Below are 25,408 nucleotides of genomic sequence, written 5' to 3' on the forward strand. Positions count from 1 at the left end.
GCCTCACTGGCCGGCCTGCGCGGTCTGCGCAGGCACGGCGAAGTTGTTGCGTTTGCAGAGCTTGGCTTCGACTTTCTGGGTGCCTTTTTCCGGGCCCTGGATTTCAAAGGCCAACAGGCTCTGGCTGGCCCAGTCCTCGTCTTCGCGCATCTGGAAGACAAAGCGCCCGTCGGTATCGGAGGTTTCCGGTTTTTCCAGCTTGATGTCCTCGTGGCGGCCATTGAGGTACCAGAGGGTGGCCTGCAGCACCTTCACCGACGGGTCTTCGAACTTGACGTCCATCTGCAGGTTGCGGTTGATCAGGTCTTTGACCACGCCGCCCTTGCCGTTGACCATCAGTTCGTTCTTGCCGGGTTTGAGGGTGGTGCTGGCGCTCATCAGGGCTGGCCGGTCGTCGCAGCCGTCGTCGAGCAGGCCAAGGATTTGCCGCCAGATGGTTTCCTGGTCCAGGCGGTACAGCGGGGAGAATTCCCAGACCAGAATCTTCGGCGGGTTCTTCTGGAACTCTTCGCTGCCCAGGTACTGAATCATCGAGCCTTCCAGGCCACCACCGGGGAAGGCGACGTTGAGCACGTCGGCGCCGATGTACTGTTCGAGGAAACCGCTGAAGTTGTAGTTCTTGCCGCTGTGGCTGGTGCCGACCAGGGTGATCTGGGCATTGCCGCTGTCACCGAACAGGTCGTCGCCGCCGCCGGTAGAGCCTTTCGGCTCGGTGGCGAACTGGTCCATGTACTGCACCGCGTAGCTCGTGCCACACAGCTGGCCAGCCACGTTATGCAGGGTGCCGGTCTTGCCCATGCGCCCGGACTTCTTCGTTTCGAATTCCTTGCGCGGGATGCCTTCGAAGGCCGGCATCTTGTGCACGGTGTCAGCCACGATTTTTGCCGCGCGCTCGGCGCCATAGGGTGTCCAGTGCTGGTCTCCGCGGAAGTAGAAGTCCTTGCCCTGGTCGGCGGCGGCCAGTTGTTCGTTGGTCAGTGGCGACAGGTCGGGCACGTTGTAGCCCATGCTGGCGAAGCGCTTGAGCATGGCCTGGTAGTTGCCCAGCGCCTTCTGGTAATCGAAGGCGGCTTTCTCGGCTGGGTTGAGCATGTTGCGGTTCACCAGGCCACGGGTCGGCTGGTACACCACCACCAGTTCCACGCCGCGCTTCTTGAACGCGTCGTGCACCTGCTGCAGGCGTTTGTAGCCGGCCGGGGTGGTGTTGAACTCGGTACGCAGGTCTTCGCGGGTACGGAACAGCCAATCGCCCTTGGCCTGCACCAGCGTGGTGAAGTTCTGCTGGTAGCGGGTGGTGTAGCGGCTGGCATCGTGCGCTTGCGGGCACAGCTGGCAGCACGGCTCGGCGCTGAACGTCGGTGCCTTGACCTCGTCGGCGGGCACGCCCTGGCTGATCGCCAGAAGGGCGGCGGACAGGCCCAGCAATTTCATCAGGTGTGGAGTCATGGTCTGGGCTTCCTTAATCGATCATTTCGGTCTGGCGTTCGACCGGGTCGATCAGCACAGCCTTTTGCTGGCGTACCAGCAGGTCGAGGATTTCGTCCTGGCGTTCGCCCAGCACGCCGTTGAGGCTGATGCCGCTGGCCTTGCGCGGGGCGAGCATGGCCACCTTGTACAGCTCGACCGACAGCGGCGAGTCGATCGACAACGGGCCGGAGCCGTTGGCCACCAGCTCGCCACCCACCACGATCAGCGACACCTTGGTGTCGAACGGGTCGAGGGCGATGTCGCGGTCGGTGTCGGACAGGTCCTTGATGTGGCCGTATACACCGACCAGGCCGTTGGCCATGGCAGTGTTTTCGTACAGGCGGATGTTCACGCTATTGCGCACGCGAATGCCGTGGCGGCGGTTGTTGATCAGCTTGTTGCCCCAGATCAGGTTGTCGCCGCTTTCGTACAGGGTGATGCCGTCGGTGTGGTTGCGGTAGATCTCGTTGTAGGCGATCAGGTTGTTGACGCTGTTACGGTCGATCACCACGCCCGAGAGCTTGTTGTCGTAGCTCTTGTTGTTGATGATCCAGCTGTCGTTGACCTCACGCGAAACGATGATGCCGTGCTTCTTCTTGGTGCCGTACACCGTGTTGCCGGCAATGATCAGCCGGTGCGAGCGGTCGTGCGGGTCGATGCCGTAGACGATGTTGTCGCGGTAGGTGCTGTCCTTGACCACGAAGTCCTGGGTTTCGTAGCAGTAGAAGCCGTACCACATGTCGCTGAATTCCGAGCCGATGATCCAGCCGGTGGGTTCGGCACGGCCCATGCGCTTGGCCATGTTCGGCGTGTACTGCGAAATGCTCACGCCATACGACTTGGACTTGGCGTAGCCGAAGCTGGCCATCTTGGTGTTGACGATATACGTCTCGGTACCGCCCCATGACAGCAGGAACGGGCGGAATTCCTTGGGCGAGCGGAACGTCGCCGGGCCGTTGTCCTTCTCGCGCCAGCCGGTCACCTGGGTGTCGGTGACGAACAGCTTGCCGTCGTTGACCAGGAACGAACCGCCTTCCTGGGACAGGCGCAGCTGCTTGACCTTGCCGTCGATCTCGAGGATGCCTTTCTGCCCGACCACGATCGGCAGGCGCGCCAGGTACACCCCCGGCTCGACTTCGCGCAGGTACTGTTTTGGCACCTTCTTGCTCAGCTCGACCAGGTCGACATGCCCGTCATCGACAAAGATCGCCTGCGGGATGCCGTGCTGGCGCTGCACCCACTCGGCCGCCTTGTTGTCGCCGCCGACGAACTCCTTGAGGGTGTCCTCCTGGAACATGCGGCGCACGCTGACCTTGCCCTTGTGGCTGCGGTCGATCTTCTTCTGCACGGCCTCGGCGGTGAAACCGCTCAGGTCGGGCAGCTTGGGTGGGTCCATGTGCAGTGGCTCGATCGGCGCGCTGGCCACGGTGTAGGTCTTGGCCTGCTGCAGTTCCTTGGCGATAACCTTGGGCTCTGCAGCGACGGCCAGGCCCGAGGCCAGCAGCAAGGCGCTGGCCAACAGGCTGTGACGTAAGTGCGGGTGAAGGTTCATCAAATTTCTCCCGGCCTCAGAAGCGCCAGATCACGTCGACGAAGGCGCGGTGCATGTACGAATCTGCTTCCTTGCCATAGGCGTCGCCCGGCTTGAACACACCGGCACGCAGGCGCACCAGGGCGGACGGCTCGTCGATTGCCTGGCTCATCGAAGCCGGCAGCAGGCCTTGCTTGAAGTACTTGGTCACGACCACGTCCATTTCCTGGCCCAGGTCTTTCTCGCCATTGACCAGTTGGCGGTTCACACCGTTGTCGTTGACCGCCGCGTTGATACCGCTGGAGCCGATGTTCTGGCTACCATCGACCCGCCAGAACTTGTGGTAGATGAAGCTGGCGTCGTAGTCATCGCGCAGCTGCCACGAGGCGAACAGGGTGGCCGCCTGCAGGTTGCCCAGCTCGCCGCGGAAGGCCTCGCCGAAACGGTGTACGCGCGAGCGGGTGCCGGTGAAGTTGGAGCGGTTGCTCTCAAGGCCGGTCTGCTCGAAGTTGTTGGAACCGTCGTCGCCACCGCCGCCACTGCCACGGGCATAGGCCGCGCCGACCTGCCAGTTGGGGTCCAGGCGCAGGCGGATGCCAAGGTCTGTGGCCCAGGCGTTGACGTCGCCGCTCTGCTTGCCGGTCGCAACCTGGTCATCGCCGACGACCTGGCTGCTGAGGGTGTCGCGGTTACCGGTCAGCCAGGTCAGGCTGCTCCAGTAGTTGACGGTGTGGTCGTTGCGCCAGTTGTAGGCGTCGCTGTTTGCCTCAAGGCCCAGCCAGGTGAGGTCGCCGGTGCGGGTCTTGTCCAGTGCGTCGACGGTTTCGCCGGGGTTTTTCAGGCTGCCGCTGTCATGCGTATGGTGGGCGCGCACGCCCACCCAATGGCCAGGGGTCCACTGCGTGGCAACGTTGCCGTAGAGGTGCGTGCGGTCCTTGTCTTCCGGGGCCAGCTCGGTGAGGTCGGTGCGGTACTCGCTGAAGCGCTGGGCCACGCCGAGGTCGGCCTTGAGCAGGGTGGTGTCGAAAGTCCAGTTCAGCGCTTCGATGTTGGTGTCGCGCCACATGCCATCGTCGCTGCGCAGGCGCTGGCGGCCCAGGCGCAATTGCTCGCCGGGGTAGGCGGTGAGGCCGCTGTAGCCGACCCAGAACTCGCGCATGGCCAGGTAGTTCTTGTCGGGCTTGCGGCTGTCGTCACCGGTATCGGTGGTGGTGCCGTCGTCGTTCTGGCGCAGGGTGTCGGTTTCGATGGTGTCGGTGGCCGCGACGGCCTGGCCCATGGCATAGGCGCTCCAGTTGCCGCGCTCGCCGTACACCCAAGGGCGCAGGTCCAGGCCCAGGCCGTTGACGTCGCCGCCGGAGCGGGTGCCAAGGTCACGGTCGTCTTCCGACTGACCGGTGATTTTCACGTCCAGGCCAAAGTTCTTTTCAGCGGTCATTTCCGCCAGGGTCGGGCAGGACCACAGCAGGGCGAAGCTCAGGCCGATGCCGGCTTTCACGAAGGGATTGAGCGTCATAGCGAGTCCTCACCGTCTACTTCTTGTTCGTCGTCTTGCAGGGCTTCGATGGCCAGGGTGCTGTTGGCGCCCTGGCTCATGCTGCCGCGGGCCTGCTTTTCTTGGGCCAGCAGTTGCTGTGCCTGGCTGCGCTGGTCAGCGGTCAGTTGCTGGTCAAGTTGCTGCAGCATTTCCGATGATTGCGGCGTCGGGTTGGCTTGCGACAGCTGGGCGAACACCCAGGCGTTGCCTGGCTGCGGGCGAATGCCGTGGCCTTCGCTGAACAGCTGGGCCAGGGCATAGTCGGCGCTGTTCTGCCCGCCACGGGCGGCGGCCAGCAGGTGGTCGACGGCCTTCTGTGGCTCGACGTTGCCCAGGTAACCGCGGCGGTACAGCTGGCCCAGGTAGTAATGGGCGCTGATCTCGCCGGCGTCGGCGGCGGCCTGCAGGTGCTGCTCGGCTTTTTTCGCGTCCGCCGGCAGGGTCTTGCCTTCGTAGTACAGGCGGCCCAGCAGCAGCTCGGCGCGTGGCTGTTCGGCCTCGCGGCCCTTGTCGATGTAGGCCAGCAGTTGGTCGGTGTCACCCAGTTCGGGGAAGTCGTAGACCAGTTGCGCCAGGCTGACCCAGGAGGCCGGGTTGGCCGGGGCCACTTGTTCGAGCAGGTCCTTGGCGGTTTTTTCGTCGGTCTGGCCGAGGCTGCGGTCGGCCAGTACCCGGGCCACGCTGTCGACCCGGGTGGCCGGCACTGCACCACGGGTGTAGGCAGACTTCAGCTGGCCGAGCAGGGCGGCTTGCTGGTCGGCCTGGCCGCGTTTCTGGTACACGGTGGCCAGTTCGACGTAGCAGATGTCGGTGCTGTTCAGCGCGGCCTTGCAGATTGTTTCTACTTCGCCCAGGTGCTGGTCGTAGGTGCCCTGGGTGCGGTACAGCAGCACCTGGGCCAGGCCCGCTTCCGGGTTGCCGGCGGCGCGCCACTGGTCGATCTGCTGCTGCGCATTGACCTTGGGGAAGCTCTGCGGGTAGCTGAGGTAGAGCATCGCCAGCGGGATCAGGGTGTTGCTTTCGCCTTGCTTCGCGGCTTGCTTGAGCAGGGTTTCGGCCTCTTCACGCTCGGCCTGGGTGCTGTCGGGCTTGGCCACCAGCAGGCGGCCAAGGCGCGCCTGGGCACGCGGCGAAGTGGCGGCCGCGGCGCGGTAGGTGGCCTCGGCTTGCTTGATCTGCGCCGGGTCGCGGGTCGCCACCTTGATATCGGCCAGGCCCACTTGAGCCTCGCTGTAGCCGAGGTCGGCCAGGGCCTTGTAGTTGCGTTCGGCCAGTGCCGTGTCACCGCGCTTCATGGCCTCGTTGGCCAGGCGCTGGTCGGGTAGGCCGGCACAGCCGGCCAGGGTGATGGCGGCAGCCAGCGCACACAGTCCCAGGTTCACGCGGACCTTGTGGGAGCGGGCAAGCCCGCGAATTGGCAGGGCCGATGATGCTGCCCCTGCTGGCCTCTTCGCGGGCATGCCCGCTCCCACAGGGTAGGTATTGGTATCAGAAATCATCGTCCGATCCTCTTACAGCCCACGGGCCATGGCTTTGTCGATCAACCAGTTCAGCGACGGACCGCGGTCGCTGTTGACCGAGGCCGGGCGGCCGGCCAGTTCGGCGGGCAGGCCGCTGTCAGGCTTGATCTGCACGCGAATGTCGGAGGCCAGGTCTTCGCTGTTGAGGCTGGCGCTGCTGACGATCTGGCCGGTGCGCACTTCGTCTTCGCCAGCGACCTGGAAGTTGACCCGGGTACCTGGCTTGACCTCGTCGAACTGGCGGTAGCTGAAGCGCGCCTCGACCATCGGGGTGGTGGTGCGCGGGATCAGTTGGAAGATCGGCTGGCCCTTGGCGGCGTACTGGCCGTCGTCCACCAGTTGGCGGGCGACCACGCAATCGCAGGGGCTGGTGAGGGTGCCGGACAGTTGCTTGCCGAACAGTTCCTCGATCTTCGCCGGCTCCAGCTGCGCGTCGTCCAGGTTGCCCTTGAGCATGTCCAGCATGCTGGTGGTGAAGCTGGCCAGCGGCGCGCCCTTGGCAATCTGCCCGCCGCTTTCGACCAGGCTGTTCACGGTGCCGTCGCGCGGCATGGTGACGCTGGTGGTGGGGACCGCGACCACACCGGCTTCGGCATGGCTGACGAAGTACATGCCGTACAGCGACTTGGCGACGAAGCCGAAAGCCGCGACGCCGACCACGAACACGCCGAGGGTGACGGTGACCGCCTTGAGCCGGCCGAAGGCGCTCAGGCCACTGCCGCCATCCTTCTGCTTGCGGGCCTTGGTGAAGTTATCGCGCTGCAGGGTGCTGAGCACGTCGCCGGCGGTGATCAGCTCACCCGACAGGTGCGAGGTGATGATGTGGCGCAAGGTGGCAATGTCGCGCGGTTCGAGGTTCTGGAACTGCGCACCGGTACGGCCGTTGTCGGGGTTGAACGAGCGCACCTGGAACTCGATGTCCATCGACAGGCCGAGGTTGTCGACCGTGAACATCAGGCGTCCGCGCAACACGTCGCCAACCGACAGTGGCTGCTTGGTGTGGAAGCTCAGGCCACCGGCGGAAAGGTCTTCGACCTTTACATCGTGGGCCTGGCGCTGGGCGTCGAGGAAGCGCAGCTTGGCGGGGATGCGAACCCGGGCATGCTGGCGCTGGGCTTCGGACTCATGCACGACGTTGACGTTCACGGCGGTATTCATGGGGTTTGTTCCTGTTAGATCCGATCCGGGTTGGGCTCACACGACCATGAACAGCACAGCAACGAAGATGCTGGCCGCCGAGAAGGTCATGGTCCGCGAGGACCAGGTGTTGAACCATTGTTGAAAGCTGGCGAGGTCACGCTTGAGGGCAGTGGGCTGACGCGTCCACGACTGTTTGTCGAGGCGGAAGAACACGTAGATCTTCATCAGCGCGCCGATGATCTGGTTGTAATAGAGAATCAGCGGGTAGGCCGGGCCGACGTTGTGGCCGGAGCACAGCAGCATGATGGTGAGGATCAGGCGGGTGATGCCGATCCACAGCAGGTACACCAGCAGGAAGCCCAGGCCGAACTTGAGGCTGGCGATCACCGCCACGGTCAGGCCCAGCAGGCTGGTCCACATCGAAACGCGCTGGTCGAACAGCACGATGCTGGTGAACAGCCCCAGGCGGCGGATGCCCAGCCCGAGGGCACGCGAGTTCTGTCGCAGGTTGTTGCCGTACCAGCGGTACATCAGCTTGCGGCTGGCCTTGAAGAAGCTTTTCTCCGGCGGGTGCTCGACCGTGTTGATGGCGGCGTCCGGCACGTAGAACGTGTCGTAGCCCAGGCGCATCAGGCTGAACCAGCTGGACTTGTCGTCACCGGTGAGGAACTTGAAGCGGCCCAGGCGCCAGTGCATCAGCGAGTCGCTTTCGACGTCGGCGATGAACTCGGGGTTGGTCACCACGCTGGCGCGGAACATCGACATGCGCCCGGTCATGGTCAGCACCCGCTTGGACAGGGCCATCGAGCACATGTTGATGTGGCGCTGGGCGAAGCGCAGCTTGTGCCACTCGCTCATGATGTAACCGCCGCGCACTTCGCAGAATTCGTTGGTGGTCAGGCCACCGACGTTGGGGAACAGCTTGAACCACGGCACGGTCTTGCGCACCACGCCGTCGGCCAGCACGGTGTCACCGTCGATCACCGCCACCACGGCGTTGTCGTCCGGCAGCATGCGCGAGATGGCACGGAAGCCGTAGGCCAGGCCATCGCGCTTGCCGGTACCGGCGATGCGCACGATGTCCAGCTTTACGTGGGCCGGTGGGTTGTACTTGGCCCACAGGCTTTTCACCAGCAGTTCGTCGGACATTTCCACCAGCGAGCAGACCACAGTGGTGGGGAAGCCGCAGTTGATCGCCTCACGAATAACCGAGCTGTACACCTGGGCGGTGGTCAGCGCTTCGATGCGGAAGCTGGTGACCATCAGGTACACGTGTGACGGGTCGGCGGCATTGCCCATTTTCTGCACCTTGCGGCGCAGGTACGGGTACACGCCGTAGAGAAAGATCATGCCGCGGATGAAATGGGTGGCGCCCATGGAATAGCGCCAGATGCCGACTGCGCCGACCAGGAAGATGAAGTGCTTCGACTGCGAGTCGAAGATATCGGCTGGCAGGGCCAGGGCGATCAGCATGAGCAGGCTCATGTAGAGCAGCCAACCGGCGCACTGCAACAGCACTGTCTGGAGCCTTTGCATGTTCAGCATCCGTCGAGAATTCGGGAAAGGTTGGGCAGCGCAAGTGGGGAGGCTTGCGCTGCCCTGCCAGGCACTTACCAGCAGATGCCTTCGGTGCGGCTGCTTGCGTTGGTCGGCTGGCTCATGAAACCGACCAGGTCGATCACTTGCTTGCCGGCCGGTGCTTGCTGGGCCAGGGCGCGGAACTGCTCGTCACGGTTGCCGAGGACGATGATGTCGGCGTTGTCGATGACCTGTTGGAAGTCACCGTTGAGCAACGACGAGACGTGCGGGATCTTCGATTCGATGTAGTCCTTGTTCGCCCCGTGAACCCGGGCGTACTCGACGTTCTCGTCGTAGATGTCCAACTGGTAGCCCTTGCCGATCAGGCGTTCGGCGAGCTCTACCAGCGGGCTTTCGCGCAGGTCGTCGGTACCCGCCTTGAAGCTCAGGCCAAGCAGGGCGACCTTGCGCTTGTCGTGGGCTTCGATCAGCTCGAAGGCGTTCTGCACCTGCGATTCGTTACTGCGCATCAGCGAGTCGAGCAGCGGTGCACGAACGTCGAGGCTGGCGGCACGGTAGGTGAGGGCACGCACGTCTTTCGGCAGGCACGAGCCGCCGAAGGCGAAGCCAGGGCGCATGTAGTACTGCGACAGGTTGAGCACCTTGTCCTGGCAGACCACGTCCATCACTTCACGCCCATCGACGCCGACGGCCTTGGCGATGTTGCCGATCTCGTTGGCAAAGGTGACCTTGGTGGCGTGCCACACGTTGCAGGTGTACTTGATCATCTCGGCCACTTCGATCGGCTTACGAATGACCGGGGCGTCGAGCTCTTCGTACAGGGCCTGGAGGATGTCGCCGCTGGCGCTGTCCAGTTCGCCGATGACGGTCATCGGTGGCTGGTCGTAGTCCTTGATCGCGGTGCTTTCGCGGAGGAATTCCGGGTTGACCGCGACACCGAAGTCGACGCCGGCCTTTTTGCCCGAGCAGTCTTCGAGGATCGGGATGACCACGTTCTTGACGGTGCCGGGCAGCACGGTGCTGCGCACCACGATGGTGTGACGGCGGGTGGTGTCACGCAGCACGTAGCCGATTTCGCGACACACCGACTCGATGTACTCCAGGCCCAGGTCGCCGTTCTTCTTGCTCGGGGTACCCACGCAGATCATCGACACGTCGCTGGCCCGGATGGCCTCGGCGAAGTCGGTGGTGCCGCGCAGGCGGCCATTGGCGATGCCCTGTTGCAGCAGTGCTTCCAGGCCGGGTTCGACGATGGGCGACTTGCCCTGGTTGATCAGGTCGATCTTGGTGCTGGACACGTCCACACCGATCACTTCATGGCCACGCGCCGTCAGGCAGCCTGCACAGACTGCACCCACATAACCCAAACCAAAGATGCTGATACGCATCGCTATCACCTCATGTGTTTATCACGCCGACCTCTTTGCAGAGCGCCGGGCTGGGTTGATTAACAACAGTTTTCGGGCGCACGGGTCCATGGCGAATGCACACTTCGCCGAGCGCAGGCAAAATAAAACCGGAGCGCAAAAAGTTATGCACTCAAATTAGGCATGTAAAAGCCAATTATTAAAAACGTGCCCTGAAATGCACCGTCTTAACTGCAGCGCGCTACGTGGCGCGTTGCTGTGCTTGTTCTTTCAAGTGGGATAAATCCTTTGAAATCAACCACTAGGACGAGTTGTAAGGGACGCTTGTCTCCTGCAAGGACAGGCTTCTCGGGGTTAACCGTGCAGCCTGTCTACGTTATCGAGGCGGGTAGTGGATACCTTGCCGTTGTCATCTGTAAGTCATCTCTCACAGCCCGTAGGCAGGAAATTCGTTACGGCACTATGAGCGGCTCGGGATATGAGAAGTTCCTGAGGGGGTATAGCCCAAATGAAAGATTTCTAAATATTTATTCAGAAGTAGACAATTTCAATTTGATAGCACAGCAGGGTTCCGCCCCTATGTTTCAAGGGTGAAACTGTTGCGAGATGTTTTAATGCCAGCATCCAAAATTTTTTTGCAAAATTCGTCAAAAAAGGTACGAACGGTCTTATGGCGTTTGGCGATAACCCTCAGTCCAATGGTTTTTTGGCGCCAAAAAAATGGCGATAGCTGCCCGTAGAAGCGTGAGCGGACCTTCATATTTCGAAACATCTGATAGGCACATTTTCTTTAAGGTATTCCCGCGGTGGCCGTTAAGCCTTATGGACGCTCCCCAAGGAGGTGTCTGTGTACGAAGGAACGTCTCAGGCAGCTTGAGCTATGGCTACAAGGGCGTCTCACCCAATCAACACAAGGAAGAGACGAGACTGACATCGATGAAAAAATTGACGCGAATCCTTTGTGCAACTGCCTCCTTGCTTGCTGCTGGCGAAGCGCTGGCGGGGCCGCCTGTTGAGGTTACCTTCAGGAATCTTGGGACAGGGCCGGTAACGCTTGAACTGACGAACGCGAACGAGACCAGCACCTACCAGATTGCCAAACCGCAGCCTAAGCAAGTGGTCAAGGCTGGCGAGACCATAATGATCAAGGTTCAACGGCTGGTGAGCCCCGATACAAATGGAGCAATGCTGCGGTATACGGACGGCCGTAGAACATGTGCTTTCAGTACCACGTTCGTAATGATGATGTCGGGGGGTATAAAACTGCCTAAATGGAACAAGACAGCCACCCCGACGGGTGGTGCAACCTGTACGGCTGTGAATTCAGGTTTTGCTGCGAACTACGCCTGGAAAGCCGAGTTCACCATGAAGTAACTGCTCAGCTTTACCCGAGCGGCTTGTCCAGCTGATGGCAGGCTGCTCGGTTGGGAGTTATTGAGGTGTTAACTGAACCAGGAGGTTGGCCATGTCCAGGATTGGCGATTTTGTTTCTTCACCCTTGCAAAATATATTCAAAGCGGTCCCAGAAACCACTACCGCGACCTCGCCTGATATGGACGCTGGGCGAGTCGAAAGTGAAGACGAGCGCGCGCCAGATGTCTCTCCGCTGGCTCGACAACTGGCTGCTGCGGCACAGCGAGCAGCAATACGTGACAGCCAGCTTAGCCAGCAGGAACTGGGTAAGTTAGGCATACGCATCCAGATGGACCTGAGTAAATCTGTATACGGTCTGAACAAACCTTTGAACGATGCATTTGTACCCAACACGGATGACCCGGAGTTGCTGGCACGTGCGCGGCAGGCTACCGAATATGTTAACGGCAGAGGTCAGAATCCATTCAAAGATCTGTCCATGGAACAACTGGCACTGATCGGTTACGACGAAGAGGGCGATTTCACCAAGAATGAAAGAGAGTCCGCCCTTAAGGAGATTGGACATCGGTATGCATTGTGGACGCGTTATATCGTCGATAAGGACAATGCTGAATATGAACGAACCGGCCTCAGTGATAATGCGATCAGAGAAATGATCGCCTATTACAAAGCATTGCCTGCGATAGAAGAGGCGCAGTTTTTTAATTATGAAACTAATCTGAGTATGCTGATTGGCAAGAAAGAACTACCCCGAGGTGATGAAGCGGACTCGCTGATAGAAACGATCCTGAAGACAGTGCGCAATCTGGAAGATGAGGCCCAGCATGCACAGCCGGTGCTGACACCGGCAGACGAGCAGGACAAGACCGCATGAAGCCGATGATCAGCCTTGCCAACGTCAGCCGGTTCCATGCCGGCCGGCCAGTGCTGCAAGACATCGACCTGATGGTGCCCAGCGGCCAGAGCTGCGCCATCATTGGCCAGTCCGGGTCGGGCAAAAGCACGTTGCTGAACCTGATCGGCCTGCTTGACCGCCCGTGCAGTGGCCGTGTCCTGATCAGCGGCATTGACGTAACAGCCGCCAGCGCTGATCGCCGTGCGCTCATGCGCAATCAGCTGATCGGCTTTGTCTTTCAGGGTTTCAACCTGCTGCCGCGGCTTTGCGCGCTGGATAACGTTGCACTGCCGCTCTCCTATCGGGGCCTGCGCCTGCCTGCCGCGCGGCGCTTGGCCCAGGCGCAGCTGGAGGCCGTGGGCCTTGGCGCGCAAGGTCGTCAGCGGCCTGCCGACTTGTCAGGTGGCCAGCGGCAGCGCGTCGCCATTGCGCGCGCGCTGGTCACTGAACCGCGCATGCTGGTCGCTGACGAGCCAACCGGCAGCCTGGACCCGCTGACCGGCACACGCGTGCTGCAGCTGCTGCTGGCGCTCAACCGCGAACGCGGCACCACGCTGCTCATGGTGACGCATGACCTGTCACTGGCGCAGCAGATGCAACGCTGCCTGCGGGTTGAAAACGGGCGCCTGAGCGATGCCTGAGCGCTATGGCCCAGGTTGGCCGCAGCGATTCGCCGAGGCGCTGCTGAACCTGCGCCTGATGGGGCGCAGGGCTTGGCTGGCATTGCTGGGCATCGGGGTAGGTTGTGCTGCGGTGGTTGCCTTGCTGAACATGGGGCACGGTGCAGCGCAGCATGTGCAGGCGCTGTTCAAAGGCATGGGCAGCGAACTGATGGTGGTCGAGCTGGAGCGCCAGGGCAGGGGCAACGGTGCCGTGACGCCCGACCTGACCGACGTATCCGCGTACGTGCGGGTGGTAGCGCCGCTGATTGTCGCCGCGAGCACTGTCCAGCGGCCTGGCTTGCGACATGACGCAATGGTCGTCGGCAGCACGGCCCAGCTTGCAGCGGTACTTGGGCTTGCTGCCCGTGAAGGGCGCTTGCTGTCTCTGCATGATGTCGATTCCCTGCATGTAGTGCTGGGTGCCTCGCTGGCGGCCCAGTTGGCAGCAAGGCCGGGCCAGCAGCTGCAGATGGGGCACTATCTGTTCCACGTGGTAGGGGTACTGGCTGCAACAGGTGACAATCCGCTATTGCCGATCATGCTGGACCAGGCTGTGCTCATGCCGTTATCGGGCATGCACCGACTGATGCCGGCCCCGGAAGTGGGCCTGATGCTGGCACTCGGGCGCGACCCGCATCCGCTGGCACAGTCCGCGGAGCGCCTGGTAGCTCACCTTCAGGCACAGCTGCCACAGCACCAGGTGGCGGTGCGGCTGCCGAGTCAGTTGCTGGAGGGCATGACGGGCCAGTCGCAGATGCTCAACGGCCTTTTGGCGGGGTTTGCCGGCATTGCTTTGCTATTGGGCGGTGTCGGGGTGATGAACGTCATGCTGATGAATGTGGCCGAGCGCCGTCGCGAAATAGGCCTTCGGCTAGCCCTTGGGGCGCGGGCCCGGGACATCGGTTGGTCGTTCCTGCTCGAGGCCTTGCTGTTGTCCTGTACCGGTGCGCTGGGTGGTGCAGTTGCAGGGTTGCTGGCGGCCTGGCTGTTCGCCTGGTGGTCCGGTTGGCCGCTGTCACTGGCAATTTATCCGGTGCCATTGGGGGTTGCCGCTTCGTTGGTTTCAGGCCTTCTGTCTGGCCTGTATCCGGCACTCGCCGCCGCCCGCCTGCAACCGGTGGAGGCATTGCGTGAGGACTAGCGGGTGGCTGCTTGCCTGCGCGTTGCTGCTGCCTGTTGCGGCTTGGGCAGAGGGGGTCAGCGCATTGGCAATGGCCCAGACCCGGGAGGTGCCATTGCAGCTGGCAGACGCGGTAGCCTTGGCCTTGCGAGACAACCGCGCCATTCGCAGTGCCCACCTTCAGCGCAGGGTGGAAAAATTCGACCTGCGCGTGGCCCGTAATCGCTATTCGCCGCAGCTTTCGCTCAAGGCCCGCTATTACGCTAATCGCAACCAGAGCGAGCGTTACCGCGAGGCCGAGTTTGCCCCCTCGGCCAACCTGTTGACCCCCTACGGCACACGCTTGAGCATGGATTGGTCGTATGGCCATACCCAGCTGCATGAGTCAGGACGGCGCTACAGGGATGGCGCCAACCTGATGGTGATTCAGCCTCTGTTGCGCGGTGCAGGCCCGGCAGTCGCAGGCGCGCCGCTGCGTCAGGCGCAACTGTCGGAGCAGCTCAATCGGCTGGCACTCAAGGACAATATCGCGCACGCCATCAGCCAGGTCATTTTTCTTTATCGAGCATTGGTACGGGCGCAAGAGCAGCAGAAAATTGCCGAGCAAGCTGTGCGTCGCGCGCGTCAGCTTGTGCAGGTGAACCAGGCACTTATCACCGCTGGCCGCATGGCGGCGTTCGAGATCATCCAGGCTGAAGCCGAGGTGGCAACCCAGGAGCTGGCGCAGGAGAGCAGCCGCAGCCAGTTGCAGCAGAGCCGGCTTGCCTTGGCCCAGGCATTGGCCATCGACCTTGCAACCCCTTTGCGGGCCGTGGACGAGGTCGAGGTGCAGCAGGTGCATGTGGATGCTGCGCAAGCGCTGGCCCGGGCTGAAGCGCTGCAACCTGCCTATCTGATGCAGCGTATTACCGGTGAGCAACTTGCTGTTGAACTGCTGGTGGCGCGTGACCAGCAATGGTGGGACCTGTCGTTGGTGGCCGGGGCCAGCCAGGCGCGTGAGCGCCCTGGCAGCCAGTCGAGCTGGCAGCGTTATGTGGGGCTGGAGCTGGAAGTACCACTGGGTGACCTGAGTCAGCGACAAGCTGAGGTGCATGCCGAGGCCGCACTGCAACGTCATCAACTGACCAAGGCCGAGGCGTACCAGCAGTTGCAGCGCGATGTGACCGACGCCGTGCGGGATATCCAGGTACGTTGGCGGCAGTTGGAAATTGCCCAGCGGGCGTTGTCCCTGTCGCAACGCAAGCTTGACGTCGAACAGGAAAAACTGGCCCTCGGGCGCTCCAGCAACTTTGAGGTACTGAGTTTCGAGAGTGACCTGCGCCACGCTCAGAACGCCCATCTGGATGCTGCCATTGCTTACCTCAATGGCCAGGCAGCGCTTGACCGGATTCAGGGTTCGACGCTGCAAAGCTGGGGTGTGGATGTGTATGACTAGGTGGCGTAGGGGCTTATGGATATGGCCTGGCCTGTCTGGTCTGTTTGGCTTCTGGCTCTGGTACGCCTGGCCTGCAGAGTCGCAACCCGACAGCGTGCGTTGGGTGCGGATCGAGCCCCAGCGTTTGCAGCAACATCTGGGCCTGGCCGGCCAGCTACAGGCAACACGCCAGGTCACCGTGGCGGCGCCGTTCGACGGCGTTCTGGCCGCAGTCGCTGTCAGTCATGGGCAACGCGTTCAGGCAGGGCAGGTGCTGCTTACGCTGGACACTGAACAGCTGGCTATCCAATTGCGACAGGCCGAGGCGGACTGGTTGAGGGCTCGCAGCAATGCCATGGCACTTGAGGCATGGGCCAACGGCCCTGAGGTGATCAGGGCGCGGCGCATGTTGGCCAATGCGCGAAGCGCGCTGTCGGCTAGCCGGGCAACCCTGGACGACACCCAGCGGCTGTACGAGCGAGGCATTGTCGCCCGGTTGGAAGTGCAGGGTCTGGCGCAACAGGTCGAAGCGCAGCGTCAAACCGTGCTCGATGCCGAGCAGGAGCTGCAACAGACCCTGGTACGCGGCCAGGGCGATAGCCTGCAAATCGCGCGGATGGAGCTGAGCAACGCCGAGGCGCGAAAACGCGCACTGCTAAGCCTGCGCCAACAGCGCGTGATCAAGGCACCGTTCAGTGCGGTGGCCGTGCGGGTAACGGCGCCTGGCGATGCTGCGGTGACACCGCTGCAGCCAGGCCAGCAGGTCGTTCGCGGCACGCCACTGCTGGAGCTGATAGACCTCGACCAGCTGCAGGTGGTGGCAGCAGTGGAAGAGCAGGATCTGGCCACCCTTCGTGAGGGGCAGCAGGTGCAGGTTTCCGTCGCTGGCCAGTCGTTTTCCGGGCAGTTGGCCCATATAGGTCAGCAGCCCAGACCGGAAGGTGGCCGAGGTGCCTGGTATGACGTGATTGCAGATCTTGATCTGCCTGCAGCGTCAGCGCGATCGGGCTTGCGTCTGGGCATGAGCGCGCAACTGAGGGTGCTGGTATACGGCAAGGAAAATGCTTTGGTGGTGCCTGCCGAAGCCCTGCAGGAGGATGAGGCAGGGGCGCACTATGTGTTATGGCGCGGCGAAGACGATCAGCCGTCGAGGAAGGTATCGATCAGGCTTGGGGTTGCCCTCCCCCAAGGGGTGGAAGCGATCGGTCTGGAAAAAGGGTATGTACAGATACCCTGATGTCGCTCGCGGTGGCACCGGCGCTGCCGGTGTTCGCGGCAAACGCCGCTCCTACAACTACCGCGTGAACCCGAAACCTGGGCGGTCCCGGTGTAGGAGCGCCTTTAGCCGCGAAGAGGGCCTGACAGGCTCACTCGCCCGGATGATCGCGCAGAAATACCAGGTGATCCGCCTTCGACTGCTCGGCACTGTAGTAGTACCCCTGCACATCGAACTGCTTGAGCTGCTGCGGGTCGCTGATGCGCTGCTGGATGACGAAGCGGCTCATCATGCCGCGGGCTTTCTTGGCGTAGAAGCTGATGATCTTGTACTGGCCGTTCTTCCAGTCCTTGAAGTCGACGTTGATCACCCGTGCCTTGAGAGCGCTGCGTTTCACCGCGCTGAAGTACTCATTGCTGGCCAGGTTCAGCAGCACGTCATCACCCTGTTCGACCAGGGCCTGGTTCAGCCATTCGCTGATGTGCGTGCCCCAGAAGGCATACAGGTCCTTGCCGCGGGCGTTGGCCAGTTTGGTACCCATCTCCAGGCGGTAGGGCTGCATCAGGTCGAGCGGGCGCAGCAGGCCGTACAGGCCCGAAAGCATGCGCAGGTGGTCTTGCGCGTAGCTGAAGTCGTCCTCACCCAGGCTCTCGGCGTCGAGGCCGGTGTACACGTCACCCTTGAACGCCAGCAGCGCCTGCTTGGCATTAGCCGGGGTGAAGTCCGGCGTCCAGCTGCCGAAGCGCGCGGCATTCAGGCCGGCGAGCTTGTCGGACAGGTGCATCAGCTCGCTGATTTGCGCTGGCGACAGCTCCCGCAGCTGCTGGATCAGTGCCTGGGAGTCGTCCAGGTACTGGGGCAGAGTGAAACGCTCGGTCACGGGCGGGGTATCGTAGTCGAGGGTCTTGGCGGGGGAAATCACCGTCAGCATCGGGTCGGCTCCTGGCATCGTTGGTCGGGGATTCTACGGGCTGGGCGGCACAAGTCCAAACTATGGTGACGATAGTCACAGACCATGGCCGGTGCAGGCGCTATAGTTCGCGTTTTGCTGTTGCGGAGCTCTCCACCGTGCGCATTGCCTTTGCCTTGCTGGCCGCTCTGTCGAGCCTGGCCGTGCAAGCCGCCCCTCTACCCCCGGTCAGCCTCGACCGCAGCCTGTGGCCCGAGCCATTGAACAGCCCGGCGTTGTTCGATGTGGCTTCGCGTGCAGAAATCCTTTCGTTCGCCCAAGTGCTGCACGAAAGCGAGCTGCTGGATGATGCGGCGCTGGCAGCGCGGCTGGGCCTGCGGCAGATCAACCTGCAGAAGGTGCGCCAAGTGCGGGCGCGCCTGTGGCAGCGGTTGTGGGAGGGGTATCAGCAGGCGCAGCGCAGTTGTGAGCAGGATGCGTCGTTCTGCTACCCGGTTGACTCCATGGCGGGTTTGCGCACCCAGGCGGCGACGTTCGCGGCCGATGTCGGCACGTTCTATACGGCCTGGGTAGAGCCCAGCCATCAGTTCCATGTGCGCTACCTCAATGAGCAACTGCGCAAGGCTGCGTTGCTGCCGCAGACCAGCAGCGAGGTGGAGCGGTTGTCTGCGCGCGAGCGCAATGGTGAGCATCTGAACGATCGCATGTTCCTGCTGACGTTCGTCGGCGGCCCCGGGCCGGCGGGCGGCAGTACCGATCTGCTTGCCGAGTACCTGCGAAGGCAAAGGCTGCAAGGCACCTTCTTCGTGCTCGGTAACCGCCTGCAGCAACGCCGTGATGCCGGGGCGGCAGACGCGTTGCGCAAGCTCTACGGCGGCCAGTGCGTGGGCATCCACGGTTGGGAGTACCGCTCCCACGCACAGTGGACCGGTTGGCAGGACTCACTGCGGCGCAGCCAGGCGCGGGTCCAGGCCGACCTGCCGGAGCAATACGTGCCGCTGTTCCGGCCACCCTATGGGCAGCGCCGGGCCGATGGCGAGGCGTTCATGGCCAGCCAACAGTTGCGGGTGTCGTTGTGGGATATCGATGCCGAGGATGACGGTGCGCTCAGTGCAGAGGCCTCGGCGCAGCGCGTACTCACCTTGATGCTGCTATGGCGCAAAGGTGTGATCCAGTTCCATGACAGCCTGCCCAAAGCCCAGCCGGCGGTGCAATGGTTGCTGCAAAACACCGCCCAGAGCGGCATTGGCTGGGAAGATTGCCGGGAATATGGATATAGCGGATAAAGGGTATGACTTCTGAGCGTAGTCCTGTCTTGCTTTGCCGCCAAGGGCCCTTCGTCATTCTGAAAAATAAACTTCAAAAACGCGTAAAAATGCTTTTTCCGGTCATGGTTTTTGCGGTATGAAGAAACCAGACAGCCGATTCCTGCAGCACAGGTGGCGTCATCCAGGCCCACCTTGCCAGGTTCACTTCCCGCCCGTAGCAACGCGGATACGGGGAGCACGGCAGTCACTTTGCGGCGCAGCAGACCGCGCCGTGTGGCTTCGACATAAGGTGACCGAGTATGGATGACCAAGGACGCAACCCTTCCTCCAGCAAGCCAATCCTCTATGTGCTCGATACCAACGTCCTGATTCACGACCCCAACGCATTACTCAACTTCGAGGAGCACCATGTCGCCATTCCGATGACGGTGCTGGAGGAACTCGACAAGCTCAAGACCGGTAAACAGACCATCGCCGCCGAATGCCGGCAGGCCATCCGCCTGATCGACCAGACCCTCGGTGACGCTTCGCCCAGTGATGTCGAACAGGGCGTGCCGATCCAGCGTAACAAGAGTGGGCCCAAGGGCTTCCTGTCCATCCTCATGAGCCCGCGCAACGAGCCCAGCAAGTTGCTGCCGGAAAACCTCAACGACAACATCATCATCAACACCCTGCTCGACGTGCGCAGCCGGCGCACCGACCTGGACGTTGTGCTGGTCACCAAAGACATCAACATGCGCCTGAAGGCGCGCGCTTGTGGCATCGCGGCCGAGGACTACAGCACCGACCAGTTGGTCGATGACGTGTCCTTGCTGTCCAAGGGGTACCATTCAGTCACCGGCTCGTTCTGGGATAGGGTCAGCAAGGTCGACACCCGCCAGGAGCGTGGCCGTACCTGGCACCGCGTGCAGATGATCGACAACCTGCCGGCGGTGCATATCAACGAGTTCATCATCGACGAGCAGGGCTTTGTCGGCTGGATCAAAGGCATCCGCAACGATGAACTATTGCTGCTCGACCTGCACCAGGAGCCGTTGCTGCACCAGGAAGCCTGGGGCCTGAAACCGCGCGACATTCACCAGAGCCTGGCGCTGTTCGCCCTGCTCGACCCGGACATTCACCTGGTCAACCTGACCGGTGCTGCCGGCTCCGGTAAAACCATCCTGGCCCTGGCTGCCGCTATCGAGCAGACCATGGTCAGCAAGCGCTACCGGCGCATCATCGCCACCCGCAGCGTGCAGGGGCTGGACCAGGAGATCGGCTTCCTGCCGGGTACCGAAGCAGAGAAAATGGAGCCTTGGCTGGGCGCCATTACCGACAACCTCGAAGCCTTGCACATGGATGACGAAAGCACCCATGGCAGCGTCGAATACATCCTTGAGCGTGTGCCGCTGCAGTTCAAGTCGCTGAACTACATCCGTGGCCGCAGCTTCCAGCAGAGCCTGATCCTGATCGACGAGTGCCAGAACCTGACGCCGCACCAGATGAAAACGATCATCACCCGTGCTGGCTCCGGGTCCAAGGTGGTCTGCCTGGGTAACCTGGCGCAGATCGACACCCCCTACCTGTCCGCGACCAGCTCGGGCCTGACCTACCTGACCGAGCGCTTCAAGGACTTCCCGCATGGCGTGCACATTACCCTGCAGGGCGTGCCCCGTTCGGTGCTGGCCGAGTACGCTGAGTCGCATCTGTAATATCGGCGCTGTAAGTTGCAAGTCTGTTTCTAACAGGCTTGCAACTTTTACGAACCATCCGATGCCTCATGCTGTAGGTAATACATATGCAAAAATACAGCGCTGATGAGCGTTATTAACCCGGTTACCATAATGACGTAGGCGATACCCATTACGCCTGCTAACCATGCACCCGCAGCCGGAAGGATAATGAATAAGGAAATTGAACAGCTTCTTGCAGTGGAAAATGCCGCACCTAAAATATTACTGGGGCATGTAAGCTGTAGAGTCGAAGTGAAACCTTGGGAGGTGAGTCCATAAGCAAAGCCAGCAATCAGGAAGAAAGCTGGAAACGAATAGGTTCCAAATAACTCATGGTTAAGGCCGGTAGTGGCTACAGCTAATAAGCAAACTCCAAAAATAGAAGAGGCGACAGTTGCGCAAAATAGAATGTGTCGGCGATATAAGTTAGGGAAAGCGAACCCAGATATTATTCCGCCTAGCGCCGTCGCGCTAACAGCTAGGCCAAACGATGAAGAGCTAAGGCTCAGTTCTCTCATGAACAGACTCAAAAGCGAGTCATAGGTCCCCAGAGCGGCTGACTGAATTAACATACATAAGAGAAACGCTTGAGCGGTCGTATGTGACACAAAAAAATCAAGCACCTCGCGCAGACTGGATTTTTGTATGGTCTTATGACTTTTTTCAGTATGAGCTAAGTTTGGCTTCAATAGGCATATAAATGCTAGGCCGTTGATGCTTATTAATCCGGAAACTAGAAATCCGTAGGTGCTATTGCTCAATGAGATTGATAGTCCAGCTGCAAGGGGGCTATTATTTTTATGGTTTGATCAGTAATACTTACTAAGGATGTATTTTTTATTATCTTTTCAGGTGGAAGGAGCCTGGTAGTAAGTACGATTTCAGCTGGAGTGGATCCGAGATTTGCTATTCCTTTCAAGGCAATAAATGCCAAAAAAAATTCTATGCTAGAAGCTTGAAAGAGACAGATTGCGCTCACGGCTCTAATCCCAAAGCTGACTGCTATAATTGCATGTGGCGAATAGCGATCAGGTAATGATCCAATGTAGGGGCCTAATATTAATGAAGGTATACCATAAACTGCCGCCGCAAGCGCTAACGTTTCGGCCTGCGCATGAAAGACGAAAGTTAGCGTTGAAAAAATAAGAATAAAGTCAAGCCAAACTGTCGCGGAGCTGCAAAGTCGTAATCCATACAGGTAACCGTACTGTCTGGGTTTTATGATTTCCATTCCCGTTACCTCATTCTGGTGTACATGGTGTCATCAATCACAAATGTTGAGATCTCGTTCTCAGTGCAAAACTTTTCCACGTCAGATCGATTATTGATGAGCCTTTTTTGACGGTGAATACAATATCTTCGTTAAGTTTATAATTATTCATGTTGATCTCGAATTTTTTTAATAGTCCTGGGCAGGCGCGCACTGCCCAGGATGTAGAGTTAATCTACCAATGCTTTTGTCTGATCAACGCGCGCTACAAGGATGTGGTAGGCGTTGTTGGACAATGCGCTCAGGTGATTCTGCAAGTTGATTTTTTTCATTCTTATTTCCTCGGTGTGGTTGTTGAAGTCGTTGTGACTTCGGAGGTAAGAGTATTTTCCGCGTGGAAAAAGTCAACAGGGTATGAAAGTAGGATAGTTCTATGCGGTATGTAGGATATTTCGTCGTAATTAAATGCCCTGATATCAAGAGGTTAAATGCTTTACTCATGATTCATGATGTTCAGGAAGACAAAATCTTTTCTCGAAAAATATGAGAGTTCCTCGAAGGAACAATTTTTTCTGCCAAAACCTGACCCACAGGTTTAAACTTCAGCTTCCCTTCACAGGAGCAGAGCAGTGCTGACACATCTTGATTCCCAGGGGCGGGCCAACATGGTCGACGTCACTGAAAAGGCCGTGACCGAGCGCGAGGCTACCGCCGAGGCGCGGGTGCGCATGTTGCCGCAGACCCTGCAGATGATCGTCGACGGTGAACACCCCAAAGGCGATGTGTTCGCCGTGGCGCGCATTGCCGGGATCCAGGCGGCGAAGAAGACCAGCGACCTGATCCCGCTGTGCCACCCGCTGATGCTGACCAGCGTCAAGGTCGAACTCAGCGCCGATGGTGCGGACGCGGTGCGTATCGTCGCCCGCTGCAAGCTGGCCGGGCAGACCGGTGTGGAGATGGAGGCATTGACGGCCGCCAGCGTTGCGGCGCTGACGATCTATGACATGTGCAAGGCTGTGGATAAAGGCATGGTCATCGAACAGGTGCGCCTGCTGGAGAAAGTTGGCGGTAAGAGTGGCCACTACAAGGTGCAGGCGTGATGAAGATCAAAGTGATGTACTTCGCCCGTTACCGCGAGCTGCTGGGCGTGGATGCCGAGCGGGTGGAGGGTGAGTTCAAGGTTGTCGACGATGTGCGCCGGGCATTGTTGGGCAAGGGCGGGCAGTATGAATTGCTGGCCGAGCAGAACCTGATGTGCGCGCGCAACGAAGAGCTGTGCAAGCTTGATGAGCCGCTGGAAGACGGCGACGAGGTGGCGTTCTTCCCGCCGGTGACAGGAGGCTGAACATGGCAGTGCGAGTGCAGGAAAGCGCGTTCGACCCGGGGGCCGAAACCAATGCCATGCATGCGGCCAACGTGGGGGTGGGCGCAGTGGTCGGCTTTGTCGGCTATGTGCGGGACTTCAATGATGGCCGCGAAGTGGCGGGGATGTTCCTCGAGCACTACCCGGGCATGACTGAAAAGGCCCTGGCCAAGATCGTGGTCGAGGCCGAGCAGCGCTGGCCGTTGTTGAAGGTAGAGGTGCTGCACCGCATTGGTGCGCTGGAGCCGGGTGAACCGATCGTGTTCGTCGGCGTGGCCAGTGCCCATCGGCAGGCAGCGTTCGATGCCTGCAATTTCATCATGGACTACCTCAAGACCCGGGCGCCGTTCTGGAAGAAGGAAAATACCCAGGAAGGGGCGAGGTGGGTGGAAGGGAAGCAGAGTGACCAGGATGCTGCTGGGCGCTGGTAGTCAAGGCTGCGCCGAATTCCAGTAGGAGCGGCCTTGCCGGGACGCCGGACCGGTCGGAAAGGGCCGCAAAGCGGCCCCAGGATTTCAGCATTAATGCATCAATTGCTGGGGCCGCTGCGCGGCCCTATCGCGACACAAGGCCGCTCCTACAGGGGATATGTAGCCCGCTGAAGGTCAGTGATGCTTGCGCGGCACCGGCTTTAGCAGCTCATCCGGCGGCATCTCGCACTTGATCTTGCGCCCCAGCAGTTCTTCGATCGCCGGCAGCTGATACGAATCATCTTCGCCGGCAAAGCTGATCGACACACCACTGGTACCGGCACGGCCGGTACGGCCAATGCGGTGCACGTAGTCGTCCGGGTCTTCCGGCAGGGTGAAGTTGATCACGTGGCTGATGCCATCAATGTGAATACCACGCCCGGCGACGTCGGTTGCCACCAGCACGGTGATACGCCCTTCGCGGAAGCTCTCCAGGGTACGGATGCGCTTGTGCTGCGGCACATCGCCCGACAGCTGGGCGGCATTGATGCCGTCGCGCACCAGTTTTTCCTCGATGCGCCGCACTTCGTCCTTGCGGTTGGCAAACACCATCACCCGTTCCCACTTGTTCTGGGTCACCAGGTTGTACAGCAGCTTGTACTTGTCGCTGCCTGCCACGGCGTACACATGCTGTTCGACCGTTTCGCTGGCCACGTTCTCCGGCTCGATCTCGACGATGGCCGGGTTGGTGGTCCACTGCTTGGCCAGGTTCATCACGTCGTCGGTGAAGGTGGCGGAGAACAGCAGGGTCTGGCGTTCGCTTTTCGGCGGCGTCTGGCGAATGATCTGGCGCACTTGCGGGATGAAGCCCATGTCGAGCATGCGGTCGGCTTCGTCCAGCACCATCACCTCGACCATGTCCAGGTGCACCTCGCCGCGCTGGTTGAAGTCCAGCAGGCGGCCCGGGGTGGCCACCAGGATGTCGCAGTGGCGCGCTTCCAGGGCCTTGAGCTGTTTGTCGAAGTCCATGCCGCCGACGAAGCTCATCACGTTCAGGCCGGTGTACTTGGTCAGGGCCGCGGCGTCCTTGGCGATCTGCACCACCAACTCGCGGGTTGGCGCGATGATCAGCGCACGCGGCTCGCCCATGTAGCGTTCCTTGGGCGGTGGCGTTTGCTGCAGCTGGGAAATGATCGAGATCAGGAACGCGGCCGTTTTGCCGGTACCGGTCTGGGCCCGGCCAATGGCGTCCTGGCCACGCAGGGTATAGCCCAGCACTTGCGCCTGGATCGGCGTGCAGTACGGGAAACCCAGGTCATGGATGGCGTGCATCAACTCGTTGGACAGCTTGAAGTCGTGGAAGCGGGTCTTGCCTTCCTGCGGCTCGACCACGAAGTCTTCCGGCTTCCACAGGCTGGCCTGCGGCTTGGGCTTGCGCTCGCGACGCGGTTTGTCCTTGGCCGGTTTCTCGGCAGCTGGCGTAACGGCGGCAGGCTGTTCAGCCGTGGGGGTAGGGTTGGCGGGCGGGGCGGCCGGTTTGGCGACGGGCCGGGCCTCGCTGGCGGGCGCGGGCGCCGGTGGCGTCACGCTGGCAGCAGGAGCGACGGCCTGTGGCGCGGCGTCTCCCTTGCCGAATATTTTCTTGAGTGCCTTGAGCACGATCGTCTCATCAACTGGTTAAGGAATGTACGCCGGGCAGTGTAATGCAAGATTCGGGCGCGGCGTAGTGGAATAGCCCTACAGCTACAAG

General features: G+C 60.8%; 20 protein-coding genes and 1 pseudogene. 11 read left to right on the forward strand and 10 right to left on the reverse strand.

What is annotated here, in order from left to right:
• Positions 1–3: 3 nt before the first annotated feature.
• The 7 genes from ACIP02_RS06535 to ACIP02_RS06565 all read right to left on the reverse strand — a co-directional run bounded on the left by ACIP02_RS06535 (position 4) and on the right by ACIP02_RS06565 (position 10,122).
• Positions 4–1,446: an alginate O-acetyltransferase gene (locus tag ACIP02_RS06535; RefSeq protein ID WP_400614394.1), complete on the reverse strand. Its 1,443-nt coding sequence runs from the start codon at positions 1,444–1,446 to the stop codon at positions 4–6.
• Positions 1,447–1,459: 13 nt separating this feature from the next.
• Positions 1,460–3,019 (reverse strand): mannuronan 5-epimerase AlgG, encoded by a 1,560-nt coding sequence (algG, locus tag ACIP02_RS06540; RefSeq protein ID WP_400614396.1) that lies wholly within the window; start codon positions 3,017–3,019, stop codon positions 1,460–1,462.
• A 16-nt stretch (positions 3,020–3,035) separates the two neighbouring features.
• Positions 3,036–4,514 carry an alginate export family protein gene (locus tag ACIP02_RS06545; RefSeq protein WP_400614399.1) on the reverse strand — a complete coding sequence of 493 codons (1,479 nt, stop codon included), beginning with the start codon at positions 4,512–4,514 and terminating at the stop codon, positions 3,036–3,038.
• On the reverse strand, positions 4,511–5,995 hold the full coding sequence (algK, locus tag ACIP02_RS06550; protein WP_400614402.1) for an alginate biosynthesis TPR repeat lipoprotein AlgK: 1,485 nt from the start codon (positions 5,993–5,995) through the stop codon (positions 4,511–4,513). The genes ACIP02_RS06545 and algK overlap by 4 nt, the downstream gene beginning before the upstream one ends.
• Before the next feature lie 51 nt (positions 5,996–6,046).
• A complete protein-coding gene (locus ACIP02_RS06555; protein ID WP_400614405.1) occupies positions 6,047–7,213 on the reverse strand; it encodes a PilZ domain-containing protein in 1,167 nt (388 codons plus the stop codon).
• Positions 7,214–7,249: 36 nt separating this feature from the next.
• Positions 7,250–8,731, reverse strand: coding sequence for a glycosyltransferase family 2 protein (locus ACIP02_RS06560; RefSeq protein WP_400614407.1), 1,482 nt, complete (start codon positions 8,729–8,731; stop codon positions 7,250–7,252).
• Between the two features lie 74 nt (positions 8,732–8,805).
• Positions 8,806–10,122: a nucleotide sugar dehydrogenase gene (locus tag ACIP02_RS06565; RefSeq protein WP_400614410.1), complete on the reverse strand. Its 1,317-nt coding sequence runs from the start codon at positions 10,120–10,122 to the stop codon at positions 8,806–8,808.
• A gap of 852 nt (positions 10,123–10,974) precedes the next feature.
• On the opposite strand from ACIP02_RS06565, the gene ACIP02_RS06570 reads away from it, so the two are divergent.
• The 6 genes from ACIP02_RS06570 (at position 10,975) to ACIP02_RS06595 (ending at position 16,803) form a co-directional block, all read left to right on the forward strand.
• A complete protein-coding gene (locus ACIP02_RS06570; RefSeq protein ID WP_400614412.1) occupies positions 10,975–11,475 on the forward strand; it encodes a hypothetical protein in 501 nt (166 codons plus the stop codon).
• Between the two features lie 91 nt (positions 11,476–11,566).
• Positions 11,567–12,349, forward strand: a complete 783-nt coding sequence (locus ACIP02_RS06575) for a hypothetical protein (protein ID WP_400614415.1) — start codon at positions 11,567–11,569, stop codon at positions 12,347–12,349.
• Between the two features lie 5 nt (positions 12,350–12,354).
• Positions 12,355–13,011, forward strand: a complete 657-nt coding sequence (locus ACIP02_RS06580; protein WP_400615045.1) for an ABC transporter ATP-binding protein — start codon at positions 12,355–12,357, stop codon at positions 13,009–13,011.
• Entirely contained in the window at positions 13,004–14,173 is a 1,170-nt protein-coding gene (locus ACIP02_RS06585) for an ABC transporter permease (protein ID WP_400614418.1), read from the forward strand. The genes ACIP02_RS06580 and ACIP02_RS06585 overlap by 8 nt, the downstream gene beginning before the upstream one ends.
• A gap of 70 nt (positions 14,174–14,243) precedes the next feature.
• A complete protein-coding gene (locus tag ACIP02_RS06590) occupies positions 14,244–15,587 on the forward strand; it encodes a TolC family protein (protein ID WP_400614421.1) in 1,344 nt (447 codons plus the stop codon).
• Between the two features lie 124 nt (positions 15,588–15,711).
• Complete coding sequence (locus ACIP02_RS06595; RefSeq protein ID WP_400614423.1) at positions 15,712–16,803, forward strand: efflux RND transporter periplasmic adaptor subunit; 1,092 nt, start codon at positions 15,712–15,714, stop codon at positions 16,801–16,803.
• Between the two features lie 130 nt (positions 16,804–16,933).
• Here ACIP02_RS06595 and yaaA read toward each other — a convergent pair whose 3' ends face one another.
• Positions 16,934–17,713 (reverse strand): peroxide stress protein YaaA, encoded by a 780-nt coding sequence (gene yaaA / locus ACIP02_RS06600; RefSeq protein ID WP_400614426.1) that lies wholly within the window; start codon positions 17,711–17,713, stop codon positions 16,934–16,936.
• Between the two features lie 137 nt (positions 17,714–17,850).
• Between yaaA and ACIP02_RS06605 the strand changes: the two genes are divergently transcribed.
• Both ACIP02_RS06605 and ACIP02_RS06610 read left to right on the forward strand, forming a co-directional pair.
• Complete coding sequence (locus ACIP02_RS06605) at positions 17,851–18,978, forward strand: polysaccharide deacetylase family protein (protein WP_400614428.1); 1,128 nt, start codon at positions 17,851–17,853, stop codon at positions 18,976–18,978.
• 281 nt (positions 18,979–19,259) lie between these two features.
• Positions 19,260–20,654 (forward strand): PhoH family protein, encoded by a 1,395-nt coding sequence (locus ACIP02_RS06610; protein ID WP_012274097.1) that lies wholly within the window; start codon positions 19,260–19,262, stop codon positions 20,652–20,654.
• A gap of 47 nt (positions 20,655–20,701) precedes the next feature.
• Here ACIP02_RS06610 and ACIP02_RS06615 read toward each other — a convergent pair.
• A pseudogene (locus ACIP02_RS06615) lies at positions 20,702–21,906 on the reverse strand (MFS transporter).
• 608 nt (positions 21,907–22,514) lie between these two features.
• On the opposite strand from ACIP02_RS06615, the gene moaC reads away from it, so the two are divergent.
• Genes moaC through moaE form a run of 3 tightly spaced genes read left to right on the forward strand, consistent with a single transcriptional unit; the run spans position 22,515 to position 23,679 of the window.
• Complete coding sequence (gene moaC, locus ACIP02_RS06620) at positions 22,515–22,985, forward strand: cyclic pyranopterin monophosphate synthase MoaC (protein WP_400614430.1); 471 nt, start codon at positions 22,515–22,517, stop codon at positions 22,983–22,985.
• Positions 22,985–23,230: a molybdopterin converting factor subunit 1 gene (gene moaD / locus ACIP02_RS06625; RefSeq protein ID WP_400614432.1), complete on the forward strand. Its 246-nt coding sequence runs from the start codon at positions 22,985–22,987 to the stop codon at positions 23,228–23,230. The genes moaC and moaD overlap by 1 nt, the downstream gene beginning before the upstream one ends.
• A 2-nt stretch (positions 23,231–23,232) precedes the next feature.
• Positions 23,233–23,679, forward strand: coding sequence for a molybdopterin synthase catalytic subunit MoaE (moaE, locus tag ACIP02_RS06630; RefSeq protein ID WP_400614434.1), 447 nt, complete (start codon positions 23,233–23,235; stop codon positions 23,677–23,679).
• Positions 23,680–23,853: 174 nt separating this feature from the next.
• Here moaE and rhlB read toward each other — a convergent pair whose 3' ends face one another.
• On the reverse strand, positions 23,854–25,317 hold the full coding sequence (rhlB, locus tag ACIP02_RS06635) for an ATP-dependent RNA helicase RhlB (protein ID WP_400614436.1): 1,464 nt from the start codon (positions 25,315–25,317) through the stop codon (positions 23,854–23,856).
• Positions 25,318–25,408 lie beyond the last annotated feature (91 nt).

It is taken from the genome of Pseudomonas sp. NPDC089408 (assembly GCF_044749445.1).
In the GTDB taxonomy this organism is placed as follows: domain Bacteria; phylum Pseudomonadota; class Gammaproteobacteria; order Pseudomonadales; family Pseudomonadaceae; genus Aquipseudomonas.

Bases quoted from the DNA above. Each gene is read 5' to 3' on its own strand.
- ACIP02_RS06560 (WP_400614407.1), bottom strand. From the start codon at position 8,731: ATGCAAAGGCTCCAGACAGTGCTGTTGCAGTGCGCCGGTTGGCTGCTC.
- moaD (WP_400614432.1), top strand. From the start codon at position 22,985: ATGAAGATCAAAGTGATGTACTTCGCCCGTTACCGCGAGCTGCTGGGC.
- algG (WP_400614396.1), bottom strand. From the start codon at position 3,019: ATGAACCTTCACCCGCACTTACGTCACAGCCTGTTGGCCAGCGCCTTG.
- yaaA (WP_400614426.1), bottom strand. From the start codon at position 17,713: ATGCTGACGGTGATTTCCCCCGCCAAGACCCTCGACTACGATACCCCG.
- ACIP02_RS06545 (WP_400614399.1), bottom strand. From the start codon at position 4,514: ATGACGCTCAATCCCTTCGTGAAAGCCGGCATCGGCCTGAGCTTCGCC.
- ACIP02_RS06610 (WP_012274097.1), top strand. From the start codon at position 19,260: ATGGATGACCAAGGACGCAACCCTTCCTCCAGCAAGCCAATCCTCTAT.
- ACIP02_RS06580 (WP_400615045.1), top strand. From the start codon at position 12,355: ATGATCAGCCTTGCCAACGTCAGCCGGTTCCATGCCGGCCGGCCAGTG.
- ACIP02_RS06585 (WP_400614418.1), top strand. From the start codon at position 13,004: ATGCCTGAGCGCTATGGCCCAGGTTGGCCGCAGCGATTCGCCGAGGCG.
- ACIP02_RS06590 (WP_400614421.1), top strand. From the start codon at position 14,244: ATGGCCCAGACCCGGGAGGTGCCATTGCAGCTGGCAGACGCGGTAGCC.
- moaE (WP_400614434.1), top strand. From the start codon at position 23,233: ATGGCAGTGCGAGTGCAGGAAAGCGCGTTCGACCCGGGGGCCGAAACC.
- ACIP02_RS06575 (WP_400614415.1), top strand. From the start codon at position 11,567: ATGTCCAGGATTGGCGATTTTGTTTCTTCACCCTTGCAAAATATATTC.
- algK (WP_400614402.1), bottom strand. From the start codon at position 5,995: ATGCCCGCGAAGAGGCCAGCAGGGGCAGCATCATCGGCCCTGCCAATT.
- ACIP02_RS06535 (WP_400614394.1), bottom strand. From the start codon at position 1,446: ATGACTCCACACCTGATGAAATTGCTGGGCCTGTCCGCCGCCCTTCTG.
- ACIP02_RS06555 (WP_400614405.1), bottom strand. From the start codon at position 7,213: ATGAATACCGCCGTGAACGTCAACGTCGTGCATGAGTCCGAAGCCCAG.
- ACIP02_RS06565 (WP_400614410.1), bottom strand. From the start codon at position 10,122: ATGCGTATCAGCATCTTTGGTTTGGGTTATGTGGGTGCAGTCTGTGCA.